The organism is Pseudomonas sp. JL27(2026) (assembly GCF_056933555.1).
In genome coordinates, this window is the sequence record NZ_CM167794.1 from 485838 (window position 1) to 498339 (window position 12502).

The following is a 12502-nucleotide window of genomic DNA, read 5'->3' on the forward strand; positions in this document are numbered from 1 at the left end:
AGGCAGGCGATGGATCAATGACTTCTTCATTAACGACGGTCATCGCGCGTTGGCCAACGCTGCTCGGGGTCATCCTCTGGGTGTTACCGCTGGGTTATGGCGCTTATCTGTTCGTTAACGAGGGGCCGTTGCGCGAGGGACGGGTGATGCAAGACGCACGATCGCCGCCGCCCGCCCCCGTGGCTCAGCCGTTACCTGAATTCAATCCCGACGCCATCGCGACGGTGATGGGGCTGGCTGTGCAAGCGGCAGCGGTGAGCAGTACCGAGCCGCTGACGTTACGCGCCAGTTTTGTCTCAAACACCGGGCTTTCGCGGGCGCTGCTGGCGGGTGCTGACGGTGAACGCCTGTATCAGGTCGGCGACAGCCTGCCGGGCGGCAGCGTGCTGCGGCGGGTGGAAGTGTCCCGGGTTGTGCTGTGGCGCAAAGGTCGTGAGGAATTGCTGGCGCTTCAACCCAATGCCGAACGCAGCGTGCTGACAATCCCGTCCACAGACCGTGGACCTGCTCCCGTGCCTGTTCTTCTTCACCTTCGGCCAACCGCTGATTTGCCACCGAGTCTCTGAATGAACCGCTCACATCGCTTCGCCAGCTCTGGCGCACTGCTGCGCTCACTGTTCGTTATGGTCCTGCTGGTCCCAGGGTGGGCGGCTGGCGAGCAGCAGCGCTGGCAACTGGCGATGAACAACGCCGAGCTGCGTGACATTGTTGACGAGATGTCGTCGATCCTTGGCACGACCGTGATCCTCGATCCCAGGGTTCAAGGGCGCATCACCGTGATGTCCAGGCAGGCGCTGGATCGCGAGGGTGTGCGACGGCTGTTCTATTCGGTGCTCGACGCCCACAACTTCACGGTGATCGATCAAGGCGACCGGATCCTCATCACCCCTGTGACGGAGGCCAAAACCCGCGCCAGCCAGGGTGATCCGCGCACGTCCCGGGATGGGCAGTTCGTGACCGAAGTGATTGCGCTCGGCGCCAGCAGCGCCTCTGATCTGGCGGGGTTGGTGCGGCCGTTGGTATCGACCAACGGCTATGTCGGCCCGTCCGTCTCGGCCAACGCACTGGTGATCACCGATACGGCGAGCAACGTTCGGCGGATCGGGCAGGTGGTGCGTCAACTCGACTCCGGGACGAAAAATGCCCACACCCTTGTCACGTTGCGCCATGGCCTGGCAGCAGACATCGCCAAGGTCCTGGAAGCGTCACTGGGCAAGTCCGGTGCCGAGTCCGGCAGCCTGGTGATTGCCGACCCGCGAGCAAATCGCCTGGTGGTAGTCGGCCCTGCGGCAGCGCGCCAACGTCTGGTTCAACTGGCCGGTTCACTGGATGTTCCGGCGACGAGCAAGCTCGATAACGCGCGGGTCATCCGTTTGCACCACAGTGATGCCAAGCAGTTGGCCGAGGTGCTGGATTCGTTGGGGCAGGGCTTCAACGTGCAGTCGGGCGGCAGCGGTTCAAAAGACGCGATGCCGGCAACGCCGGTGATGGTCAAGGCTGACGAGCGTCAGAATGCGTTGGTGGTGTTTGCCGATCCGGCGCAACTGCGGACCTTGGAAAACATCGTTCGCGAGCTCGATCAACCGCGCGCGCAGGTATTGATTCATGCCGCCATCGTGGAGATCTCCGGCGACATCGTCGAAGCGCTGGGTGTGCAGTGGGGGCTGGACAGTGGCAACGCGAAAGGGCTTATCAATTTCCCCGGCACTGGCGTGCCGGTCCTTGGCGGATTGAATTTCGATGACAAGAACCCGGCCCCGGAAGGTGCGTTGTTGCGCCTGGGTGGCGGCAGCTTTGGTGCGCTGATTTCAGCGCTGGCGAGCAACAGCCGCAACAACCTGTTGTCGACGCCCAGCCTGCTGACCCTGGACAACCAGGAAGCGGAAATCATCGTTGGCCAGAACGTGCCCTTCAAGACCGGTTCCTACGCCACCAACAGCAGTGGGGCGGACAACCCGTTCACGACCGTGGAGCGCAAGGATGTGGGGATCAGCCTGAAGATCCGCCCGCACATCAACGAAGGCTCGATTCTGCGCCTGGAGGTCGAGCAGGAAATCTCCGACATTGCACCGTCGGTGTCGGGTGTGGACTCCTCCGACCTGATAACCAATAAGCGTGCCCTGAAAAGCACGATCCTCGCCAATGATGGCGAGATCATCGTGATCGGCGGCCTGATCAAGGACAGCGTCCGGACTCAGGAAAGCGGCGTGCCGTTGTTACGCAGCATTCCGTACCTCGGCGCGCTGTTTCGCTGGACCAAAGACACCCAGACCAAAAGCAACCTGATGGTGTTTCTGCGCCCGACCATCGTGCGCTCCCGGCAGGACGCTGCCGAGATCAGCGAGGACCGCTACAAGGCCTTGCGTGAGTTGAGTCAACCCACCGGGCGACAGAGCCATTCGTTGCAGCTGCCGGCTGACCCCCATGAACTGTTCGATGACAACCGCGAACGGCGCGCCCCATGACGAATCAGGTGCGGTACAGCGAACAGCTGCCGTTCGGCTTCGCCCGGCGCCTGGGAGTTTTGCTTGAAGGTTCTGGCGAGGCGTTGAGCCTGTCGATTCGCAGCGATACGCCGCTGACCGCGTTGGCGGAAGTCCGACGGGTGACGGGGCGTGAACTGCCGGTTCAGGTGCTTGAGCCTGCGTTGTTCGCGACACGCCTGGCGAGCGCTTACCGTGAGGGTCAGAGCGCCGCCGAACAGGTCGCTCAAGGGTTGGATGAAGAACTCGATTTGTTGAGCCTTGCCGATCAGCTCCCACAAACCGCCGACCTGCTGGAGCAGGAAGGTGACGCGCCGATCATCCGCCTGATCAACGCGTTGCTCAGTGAAGCGGTGCGCGAAAAAGCCTCGGATGTTCACTTGGAAACCTTTGAGCAGTACCTGTCCGTACGCATGCGAGTGGACGGGCAGTTGCGCGAAGTGCTCAGGCCCCGGCGTGAGTTGGCCAACTTGCTGGTGTCGCGAATCAAGGTCATGGCCCGCCTCGATATTGCTGAAAAGCGCGTGCCGCAGGACGGCCGCATTGCCCTGCGCCTGGCGGGGCACGAAGTGGATGTGCGGGTTTCGACCCTTCCGTCGGCCCATGGCGAACGGGTGGTCTTGCGCCTGCTCGACAAACAGGCCGGGCGCCTCGACTTGCAGCGCCTGGGCATGCCGCCCGACACCCTGGCGTGCTTTGAGCGAATTCTCGGCAGGCCCCACGGGATTTTCCTGGTGACCGGCCCCACCGGCTCCGGCAAAACCACCAGCCTGTATGCGGCGCTGGCCAGCCTGAATGACCAGACACGCAACATCCTCACGGTGGAAGACCCGATCGAATACCACTTGCCGGGGATTGGCCAGACGCCGGTCAACCCGAAGGTCGAGATGACGTTTGCCCGTGGCCTGCGGGCCATTTTGCGACAGGACCCGGATGTGGTGATGGTCGGAGAGATCCGTGATCGGGAAACCGCCGAAATCGCCGTGCAGGCGTCGTTGACCGGGCACCTGGTGTTATCGACCTTGCACACCAACAGCGCGGTCGGCGCGGTCACCCGGTTGCTGGACATGGGCGTCGACGCGTACCTGCTGGCGTCGTCGCTGGTCGGCGTGCTCGCTCAACGCTTGTTGCGCACCCTCTGCCCACACTGCAAGGAAGCCTGCGAGGCGGACCCGGCCGCGTGCCAGCGGCTGGGCGTCGAGGGTGCAACAAGGCTGTTCAAGGCCCGAGGATGTGCGCAGTGCCAGCAAGGTTATCGCGGGCGCATTGGTATTTATGAGCTGGTGAGCATCACGCCGGCCTTTTCGACATTGATTCATCAGGGGGCCAGTGAGCAGGCCTTGGCAGCGGCTGCGCGCAAGCATTCGCGCAGCCTGTTCCAGGATGGCCAACGGCTGGTGCTTGAGGGCCTCACCAGTCTCGATGAACTGCTGCGCGTCAGTCAGGAGGACTAGCCCATGCCGGGATTCGAATACCGCGCCCAGGACCGTAATGGTCGCCCGTGCAAAGGCGTGCAGGAAGCCGACAGCCCCCGGCACGCCCGGCAACTGCTGCGCGAGCGGGGGTTGTTGCCCAGCCATGTGGGGACGGCAAAACATCAGCGCGTTCCAGGTGCAGTGTTTGCCCAAGGCCCGAAACTGGCGCCCGGCGAACTGGCGTTGCTGACCTTGCAGTTGTCGACGCTGATCCAGGCAGGTCTGCCCTTGGAAGAATCCTTGCGGGCCGTCGCCGCACAGAGTGAAAAGCGCCGGGTCAGCGCGTTGCTGGCGGCAGTGCGAACGCGGGTGATGGAAGGTCATGCGTTAGCCACGGCGTTGGGCGGATTTCCTCGGGCGTTTCCCGAGTTGTTTCGCGCCACCATCGCGGCGGGCGAGCGCTCGGGGCATCTGGGGCATGTGCTTGAGCAGTTGGCGGCCTATACCGAGGCTCGCCAGGCATCGCGCCAACGGATTCAACTGGCGCTGGTTTACCCGATGATCCTGATGTGTGCATCGCTGGCCATCGTCGGTTTTCTGCTCGGCTATGTAGTGCCGGATGTGGTGAAAATTTTTGTCGACAGCGGTCAGCCGTTACCTCCGCTGACCCGCGGCATGATCCTGATCAGTGACGGTGTGCGCAGCCATGGCGTGATCCTGTTGGGGGCGTTGTCGGCGCTGGTGCTGCTGGGGCGTTGGGCCCTGGTCCAGCCTCGATTGCGCCTGCGCTGGCATGCGCTGGTGTTACGGCTGCCGCTGCTGGGCGGGGTGTTGCGCGCCATGGAGGCTGCGCGGTTTGCCAGCACCCTGGCGATTCTTGGCAAGAGTGCCGTGCCTTTGGTCGATGCGCTGGAAATCGCGGCGGCGGTGATCGGCAACCTGACGATCCGCCGCCGCATGCATGAGGTTGCACGCTCGGTGCGCGAGGGCGGCACCCTGACGCACGGCCTGGAACAGGGCGGTGATATCCCGCCCATGATGCTGCACATGATTGCCAGCGGCGAGCGGGCCGGCGAGCTCGACCGCCTGCTGGCGCGGGCCGCCGAGCAGCAGGAAAAGACCCTCGCGGCGCGGATCACGCTCGTCGTGAGCCTGTTCGAACCGGTCATGCTGGTGCTGATGGGCGGCGTCGTGCTGCTGATCGTCATGGCCATTCTTCTGCCCATTCTTAGCCTGAACCAACTGGTGAGTTGACCGATGAATCCTGTCCGTAAAATAAACCCCCGCGCCCAACGCGGTTTTACCCTGATCGAAATCATGGTGGTGGTGGTCATCATTGGCGTGCTCGGTGCGATCGTTGTGCCGCAGTTCATGAGCCGGCCCGACCAGGCCAAGGTCACGGCGGCGCGCACCGACATTCTGGCGATCTCCACGAGCCTGGAAATGTACCGCCTCGACAACTTCAACTACCCCTCCACCCAGCAAGGGCTGGAAGCGTTGGTCAAGCGCCCGTCGGGCACCCCGGTGTCACGCAACTGGAGTCCTCAGGGCTATCTAAAAAACCTGCCGGTTGACCCTTGGGGAACGCCCTATCAGTACCTCAATCCAGGGGTGAATTCGGTCGATGGCAGTTATGACCTGTACTCCCTGGGTTCCGACGGCGTGTCTGGCGGTGAAGGCCATGGTGCCGACATCGGCAACTGGGGAGATTGACGGATGCGCCAGGCATGCCGGGGTTTTACCTTGCTGGAACTGATGGTCGTCATGGTGCTGATCGGCGTCCTGCTGGGCATGGTGGGGCTGACCACTGGCAACCACTCTGCCAGCCTGGCTCGCCAGGAGGCCAACGGGTTGGTTCATCTGTTGCAGACGCTGCGCGAGCAAGCCGTGCTTGAAGGGCGCGAGTATGGTTTGCGGCTGGAGCCCGAGGGTTATCAGGTGCTAAGGCTCGAGGGTCAGGCGTGGCGGCCGGCCGGCAGCGCTTATCGATTGCCGCAGGGCCTTCAACTGCGCCTGGAGCAAACCGGACAGGTCTCGGGCCTCGGTGAGCGCCCCGCTCAGCCGCACCTGTTGATACTCAGCAGCGACGAAAACAGCGCGTTTACCTTGCACCTGCAAACCGATCAACAGTCGTTGATCAGCCTCTCCAGCGATGGTCTGAGTGAGGCGGCTCTTGATGAGTAAGCGCAAGCCAGGGACGTCACGTGCGTCACGCCGTCGGCATCGGGGTTTTACCTTGCTGGAAATCATGATTTCACTGGTGGTGTTTGCCGCGCTGGCGGCCGCCGTGATGGCGGCGGGGCAATACGCTCTCAAGCAGAACGCGCGCCTGGAAGAGCAAATGTGCGGTGCCTGGATTGCCGACAACCACTTGAGCGAATTGCAGTTGGGGGCGGCTCCTGCCCAGGGTGTGGAACACTTGGACCGACATTTCGACCGGCGCGACTGGAGCCTGAGCCAGACGATCAGCCCGGCAGCCGACCCGCGTCTGCTCAAGGTCGAACTCAGTGTCAGCCGCTCGGGCAGTGAGCGGGTTGTGCATCACACCACCGGTTGGATTGATGCCCGTGAGCAATAGACAACACGGCTTCACCTTGCTCGAACTGGTGATCGCCATGGCGATTTTCGCCCTGCTGGGCCTGGCTTGCTGGCGGCTGTTCGATGGGGTGATCAGGGCCGAGCGCAGCAGCTCATCCCATGAGCGGGACATGCGCACCTTGCAGCGGGCCATCGCGGTGATCGAGCGCGACGTATTGCAGGTAACGACGCAGCCGATGGTGCTCCGCCAAGGTGTCTTGCAGTTGCAGCGCGGCAACTGGCGCAATCCGCTGGATGAGGCACGCAGCGAGGTGCTGGAGGTCACCTATCGCCTGGACAAGGGCACGTTGTGGCGCGAGAGCCTGGGGGGTGAGCAACCCGTGGTACAGCGCCAAACACTGTTGCGCGATGTCCGTGAGTTGCAGTGGCGGTTGTACGACGACAAGCAAGGCTGGCGCAGCGAATGGCCGGTTAACCGAAGCCTGCCGGTGTCCCGGCCAAAGGCTCTGGAAATCACGTTTTCGACACAGCGCTTCGCGCCGGTTCGTCGGGTCTTGTTGTTGCCGGGGAGCGGCTCATGAGTCGGCAACAGGGTGTGGCGTTGATCAGCGTATTGTTGGTCATGAGCCTCGCGTTGCTGATCACGGGCGCGATGTTGCGCAACCATCGGCTGGTAGTCAAAAGCACTGCGCAACAGCTTCATCAGGTGCACGTGCGGCAGTTGGGTTTTGCCGGCGAGCGCTGGGCCTTGCACCTGTTGCGCAGCCCCGAGATGCAAGCGTCCGCAAGCGTCAACCTGGCACAAGCGTGGGCGCAGGCAGCGCCGCCATTCGAGGTCGAAGGCGGGACGCTGGACATTCGCGTGGAAGACCTGGCTGCGCGCTTCAACCTTTGCGCACTGTTGACCGGCGGCCAGGTCGATGCACTGACACAACAACGTTGGGCGCGTGTGCTGGCCCTGTTGGCCATCCAGAATTCCGACCTTGAAACCCTCTCGGCTTCCCACCCGGGCGGGTTGACCGACCTCAGCCAATTGCGTGCAGTGCCGGGTGTCGACGGCGAGGTGTTGCGGCGGTTGCAGCCGATGGTGGCGCTGCTGCCCAAGGAGGCGAGTCTGAACATCAACACCGCATCGTTGCTGCAACTGATGACCCTCGACAGCATGACCGACGCGACAGCCCGGGCGTTGGTGCAGCAGCGTCCGAACACCGGTTATCGCTCGGTTCAGGCGTTCGTCGAGGACCCTTTGCTCGCCGGGCTTGAGCTGGGCAGTCATGGCCTGGGATTGAGTAGCCGCTGGTTTCGGATCACGGTGGACGTGGCCTTCGGACAGAGCCGTTTGCAACTGGTCAGCGACGTGGCGCTCGACGCCAAAACCCGGCAGCCAAGCGTCTTGCAGCGACGGCTCCAGACTTCACTGACACGCGGGGCCTTGTGATGAGCCATTGGCTTTACCTCAGCGCCGAAGGGCTCGCCGAACCCTCGGCACAGTGGTCCTGTTGCCTGGTATCGGCAGCGGGCGAACGAACCGTCCTCACACTCGCCGACGCTGGCCAACGGTTGCAAGGGCAGGTCGTTCACCTGGTGTTGCCGATGGAAATGTTCGGCTGGCTCCAGACCGAAAAATGGCCCTCGCGACGGCGTCCCACTGTGCAGGCCATTGCCTATGCCATCGAAGACCAACTGAGCGAAGACCTGGATGCATTGCACCTGACGGTCGGTCCGCGAGACCCGCAGGGGCGCTACTCGTTGTGGGTGATCAACCGGCAGCGTTTTGCAGCGCTGTTGGCGTTGGCAACCGGGCTGGGGGTCACGCCTGGCACCGTGCAGGTCGATGCCGACCGCTTGCCGGGCGATCAGGCCTATGGCGTGTGGTGGTTGGGGCGCTGGTTGCTGGGTGGTGCACTGGAGGCTCGCCTCGCCGTGTCGGCGGATGGCTTGGCCGCCCTCAAACCGGGCCTGCCTGAGGCCCTCTGCTGGCGGGAGGACGGCTATGCAACGCTCCATGGTCACGTCGCTGCAAAGCGGCCGATCAATGTGCTGCACGGTGAGTTCCGTCGGGATCGCCGATGTTTTCCGTGGTCGACGGCGCTGGTCTCGGCCACGTTGCTGTTCACCCTGGGGTGGGGATTCATGCAAGCGCGCAGCGGTTTTTTCGAGGATCAGGCGCAGCGCTTGTATGCCATGAGCGAACAGCAATTCAGGGCTTTGTACCCGCAACAAACCCGCATCGTCGATCTGTCGGCGCAACTCAAGGTGTTGCAAAAACAGACCCGCGTGAGTGCACAGGACACGCAGGTCGCACGGCTGCTGAAACTGACCGAGCAGGTGATCGGCGCGAGCAGTGTTGAAGTACAGCGCATTGAATACCGCCTCGCTGATGGCTGGAAGCTGCAACTCACCGCCAGCAGTTTCGCGGAGCTTGAGCAACTGCGCGAACGCGGTCAAAGCAGCGGCTTGCCGATCCGGCTGGGCAGCGCGAGCAAAGTGCAGGACCGCGTTCAGGCCCTGCTGACACTGGAGAACCCGTCATGACCCTGCGCTCACCGAAACCGCCAGTCCTCGTGACACAGACCTGGAAACGACTGACGCTACGCGACCGACAGGCGTTGAGCGTCCTGGGGGTAGCGCTCATGGCGGTGCTGGCCTGCGTCGGATTATGGCTACCGGCCCAACAGCGTCTTGCGGTGGCTGAACGTGTGTATCAACAGCGTCAGGTTCTGGCTGCCGAGGTCAGCCGCGCCCAGGCGCCGAATGCCGGGGCCGTGGACACACAACCGCTGTCGACCCGGCTCAGTGAGCGCGCACTGGCCGACGGCCTCGACTTGCAACAGTTGGAGGTGCAAGGCGAGGTGTTGCGCCTGACCTTGAGCGGTGATGCGCGGGCACTGCTGGTCTGGTTGCACCAGACCGAACTGGACGGCGCCGTGCTGCAATCGCTGACCCTGGACAAACGGGGCGAGCGGCTGGAGGCACAACTGGTTGTTCTGGGTCACACCGGCTGATTGCCCGGCAACAACGGCAACCGGGACAGCTTCAACGCCACCAGCAGCGCAATCAGCAACAAGCCGATGATGAACGCGCCAATGCCGTTCCAGCCGCCGTAGTGCCAGAACACCCCACCCGCCGTGCCGGCGATGCTGGAACCGGCGTAATAGCTGAACAGGTACAACGAAGACGCCTGGCCCTTGGCCTTGGTGGCACGGCGGCCGATCCAGCTGCTGGCCACCGAATGCGCGCCGAAGAAGCCGAAGGTAAACACCAGCATGCCAATAATCACCACCGGCAGCGGCGTGAACAAGGTCATGCCGATGCCGGCGAGCATCAACACGATAGTGGCCCAGAGCATTTTGCGGCGGCCCAGTTTGTCGGCCAGCGCGCCGATTTTCGCCGAGCTGTAGATGCCTGACAGGTACACCACCGAGAGCATGCCGACGAACGCCTGGTCCATGTGGTACGGCTCGGCGAGCAAGCGATAACCGATGTAGTTGAACAGCGTGACGAAAGCGCCCATGACCAGGAACGCTTCCAGAAACAGCAACGGCAGGCCCGCATCGCGAAAGTGCAGGGTGAAGCCGTCGAGCAGGCTGCGCGGGTGCAGTGAGCGGGCGCGAAAGTTGCGCGATTCGGGCAGGATTTTCCAGAACACCGCAGCGGCGATCAGGGCCAGGCCGCCGATCACCAGCATCGCCGTGTGCCAACTGACGAAGTCGATCAGCACGCCGATAATCAAGCGCCCGCACATCCCGCCGATCGCATTGCCACCAATGTACAGGCCCATCGCCAGGCCAATGTGCTGGGGGTGAATCTCTTCACTCAAGTACGTCATGGCCACCGCCGCCAATCCGCTCAGTGACAGCCCCACCAGCGCGCGCATTATCAGCACGCCTTGCCAGGTCGGCATCATGGCGCTGGCCAGGGTGCACAGGGCAGCGGCGAACAGCGCCGCCACCATCACCGGTTTGCGGCCGATGCGGTCGGAGATCGGCCCGGTGATCAGCAAGCCGATGGCGAGCATCCCGGTAGCTACGGAGAGGATCAGGCTGCTCTGCGCTGCGTTGATCGAAAACTCGCGGGAGAACAGCGGCATCATCGGCTGCACGCAGTAGAGCAGGGCGAATGTCGCAAAGCCGCCGCTGAACAGTGCCAGTACCGTGCGCATGAACATCGGCGTGCCTTTTTCGATGTAGATGTCGTTCAGTTGAGCGACCACATCGTCCAGCGCAGTGGGCGGTATTTCATGGGCGAGTGGGGCGACGGCGGTTTTCACTTCGGACCTCGGGAGAGCACGGCCAGGCAGGCAATGAAAAAATCATATAGCTGGCTAATGTTTCTATCCAATATATTGTTCGACCTGTTTGATAGGTTTAACGACCTAATGGAGTTTTCATGGAATTGCGTCATCTGCGCTACTTCATTGCGGTGGCCGAAGAACTGCACTTCGGTCGCGCCGCACAAGTGCTGGGCATCTCCCAACCGCCGCTGAGCCAGCAGATTCAGGCGCTGGAGCAGGAAGTCGGCGCACGGTTATTCGAGCGCACCAATCGTCGGGTCGAGCTCAGCGAGGCCGGTCGACTTTTTCTGGAGGAGGCTCGCCTGGTGCTGGCGCAGGTCGACAAAGCCGCCGATGTCGCCCGCCGTGCGCAATTGGGCGAGCTGGGAGAATTGAAGATCGGCTTCACCTCGTCGGCACCGTTCAACTCGACCATCCCGCAAGCCATTTTTGCCTTTCGCCAGCGCTTCCCGGCGGTGCATTTGAACCTGCGGGAGATGAGCAGCACCCAGGTTGCCGAGGCGCTGGTGGATGAGTCGATTCAGGTCGGGATCATGCGGCCGTTGCCGCTGCCGGATTCGCTGGCCGTGGTTGAGCTGACCCGTGAGCCGCTGGTGGCGGTGCTCAGCTCCAAGGACCCGCTGGTGGTGGGCAGTGAGGAAGGGCTGTTTCTATCGGCGCTGGCCCTTGAGCCCTTCGTGTTTTTTCCGCGCAGCTACGGCAGCGGTCTGTACGCGCAACTGTTGAGCCTGGCGCGTGACGCCGGGTTCAGTCCGCACTTCAGCCAGGAAGCCGGGGAGGCCATGACCATCATCGGCCTGGTGGCGGCCGGGCTTGGCGTCTCGGTACTGCCGGCGTCCTATCAGCGCATGCGTATCGACGGCGTGGTCTACCGCCCGTTGCTGGACCCTGAAGCCGTTTCCGCCGTGTGGCTGGTACAGCGCAAAGACCAGGCCTCGCCGATGGCCAAGGCGTTTGTTGAGTTGCTGACGCGCAAGGTTGAACCGTTAAAAACATGACGACTGTGTCCCAATACGAGCGACCTGCGCAGGTCGCCCGTTTTTGTCTACGCCGAAATCTGTGCCTGCAATCGTCGCCCGACGACATCCAACAAATCGCAGCCATCGCGCAATGAAGTCACCAACACCCGCGCCAGCTCACTGTAGATACCCTCGCTCGACGCGAAACTCTCCAGCAGTTGGGTCGCGGTGCGGATGCGGTAGGCCGCCGTTTCGTGCAACACGTCCAAGGGCGCCTGGGTGTCGATCAACAATGATGCGATGGTGCAGTCGATACCGGTGATAGGCATGTACCGTTCCATGACAAAACCTCCATTCGGTAAAAGAGTGCGACCCGTTAGTGGTTACTGTTGGGCTGAGCTTCAGGCAACTCGTCGGGTGGGTCGAGGTTGTCCAGCGCCCGGTTTACCAACAACTCGGCCAGCATGGCCAACTGTTGAATTGCCAGCGCCACATTGCGGCGCGAACCTTCAAGTTCGCAGGCGAAGTCGGTGGTCATGACGTTGAGCGAGGCCAGGGTTTCACAGGCGTGGCAGAGCAGGGATTCGGTGTCGACATTCGGGATGATCGTGAAGACGTGGCTGACTGGGTCGGGGCGACCCGGGTTGCGCAGACGTGCGCTGACGGTGCGTTCGGCGGCGGCGGAGAGTGTGGATAAGTCGGTGGTGTTGGCGGGGGAGAGGTCGGGTGAACCTGAAGAGTTGGGAGTGATCTTTTTCATGATAAAACTCCTTGCGCGGTTTAAAGAAAGTGTAAGTTCCCTGCGCTCAGTTG

15 protein-coding genes are annotated in these 12502 nt (G+C 62.6%); 12 read left to right on the forward strand and 3 right to left on the reverse strand.

The window, feature by feature from the left end; all coding sequences use genetic code 11:
* Window positions 1-17: 17 nt before the first annotated feature.
* Genes AC1Z1G_RS02185 through gspM form a run of 11 tightly spaced genes read left to right on the forward strand, consistent with a single transcriptional unit; the run spans window position 18 to window position 9441 of the window.
* Complete coding sequence (locus AC1Z1G_RS02185; RefSeq protein WP_483624490.1) at window positions 18-566, forward strand: type II secretion system protein N; 549 nt, start codon at window positions 18-20, stop codon at window positions 564-566.
* Window positions 567-2465, forward strand: coding sequence for a type II secretion system secretin GspD (gene gspD / locus AC1Z1G_RS02190; protein WP_483624492.1), 1899 nt, complete (start codon window positions 567-569; stop codon window positions 2463-2465).
* On the forward strand, window positions 2462-3937 hold the full coding sequence (gene gspE, locus AC1Z1G_RS02195; protein WP_483624494.1) for a type II secretion system ATPase GspE: 1476 nt from the start codon (window positions 2462-2464) through the stop codon (window positions 3935-3937). The genes gspD and gspE overlap by 4 nt, the downstream gene beginning before the upstream one ends.
* Window positions 3938-3940: 3 nt before the next feature.
* Complete coding sequence (gene gspF / locus AC1Z1G_RS02200; protein WP_483624496.1) at window positions 3941-5152, forward strand: type II secretion system inner membrane protein GspF; 1212 nt, start codon at window positions 3941-3943, stop codon at window positions 5150-5152.
* A 3-nt stretch (window positions 5153-5155) separates the two neighbouring features.
* A complete protein-coding gene (gspG, locus tag AC1Z1G_RS02205) occupies window positions 5156-5611 on the forward strand; it encodes a type II secretion system major pseudopilin GspG (protein WP_483624498.1) in 456 nt (151 codons plus the stop codon).
* Window positions 5612-5614: 3 nt separating this feature from the next.
* Window positions 5615-6082 (forward strand): type II secretion system minor pseudopilin GspH, encoded by a 468-nt coding sequence (gene gspH, locus AC1Z1G_RS02210; protein ID WP_483624500.1) that lies wholly within the window; start codon window positions 5615-5617, stop codon window positions 6080-6082.
* The gene (gene gspI / locus AC1Z1G_RS02215) at window positions 6075-6476 is read left to right on the forward strand and encodes a type II secretion system minor pseudopilin GspI (RefSeq protein WP_483624502.1); all 402 of its coding nucleotides are present in this window, start codon (window positions 6075-6077) and stop codon (window positions 6474-6476) included. The genes gspH and gspI overlap by 8 nt, the downstream gene beginning before the upstream one ends.
* Entirely contained in the window at window positions 6466-7017 is a 552-nt protein-coding gene (locus AC1Z1G_RS02220; RefSeq protein ID WP_483624504.1) for a type II secretion system protein GspJ, read from the forward strand. The genes gspI and AC1Z1G_RS02220 overlap by 11 nt, the downstream gene beginning before the upstream one ends.
* On the forward strand, window positions 7014-7874 hold the full coding sequence (locus AC1Z1G_RS02225) for a type II secretion system protein GspK (protein ID WP_483624506.1): 861 nt from the start codon (window positions 7014-7016) through the stop codon (window positions 7872-7874). The genes AC1Z1G_RS02220 and AC1Z1G_RS02225 overlap by 4 nt, the downstream gene beginning before the upstream one ends.
* Window positions 7874-8971 carry a type II secretion system protein GspL gene (gspL, locus tag AC1Z1G_RS02230; RefSeq protein WP_483624508.1) on the forward strand — a complete coding sequence of 366 codons (1098 nt, stop codon included), beginning with the start codon at window positions 7874-7876 and terminating at the stop codon, window positions 8969-8971. The genes AC1Z1G_RS02225 and gspL overlap by 1 nt, the downstream gene beginning before the upstream one ends.
* Window positions 8968-9441, forward strand: a complete 474-nt coding sequence (gspM, locus tag AC1Z1G_RS02235; protein WP_483624509.1) for a type II secretion system protein GspM — start codon at window positions 8968-8970, stop codon at window positions 9439-9441. Before gspL ends, gspM begins: the two co-directional genes overlap by 4 nt.
* Here the strand turns inward: gspM and AC1Z1G_RS02240 are convergent.
* Entirely contained in the window at window positions 9429-10673 is a 1245-nt protein-coding gene (locus tag AC1Z1G_RS02240) for an MFS transporter (RefSeq protein ID WP_483627733.1), read from the reverse strand. The genes gspM and AC1Z1G_RS02240 overlap by 13 nt on opposite strands.
* Window positions 10674-10825: 152 nt before the next feature.
* Between AC1Z1G_RS02240 and AC1Z1G_RS02245 the strand changes: the two genes are divergently transcribed.
* On the forward strand, window positions 10826-11728 hold the full coding sequence (locus AC1Z1G_RS02245) for a LysR family transcriptional regulator (protein ID WP_483624511.1): 903 nt from the start codon (window positions 10826-10828) through the stop codon (window positions 11726-11728).
* Window positions 11729-11775: 47 nt separating this feature from the next.
* On the opposite strand, the gene AC1Z1G_RS02250 is transcribed toward AC1Z1G_RS02245, so the two are convergent.
* Both AC1Z1G_RS02250 and AC1Z1G_RS02255 read right to left on the reverse strand, forming a co-directional pair.
* Complete coding sequence (locus tag AC1Z1G_RS02250; protein WP_483624513.1) at window positions 11776-12030, reverse strand: hypothetical protein; 255 nt, start codon at window positions 12028-12030, stop codon at window positions 11776-11778.
* 35 nt (window positions 12031-12065) lie between these two features.
* A complete protein-coding gene (locus AC1Z1G_RS02255) occupies window positions 12066-12449 on the reverse strand; it encodes a DUF6124 family protein (RefSeq protein WP_483624515.1) in 384 nt (127 codons plus the stop codon).
* Between the last annotated feature and the right edge of the window lie 53 nt (window positions 12450-12502).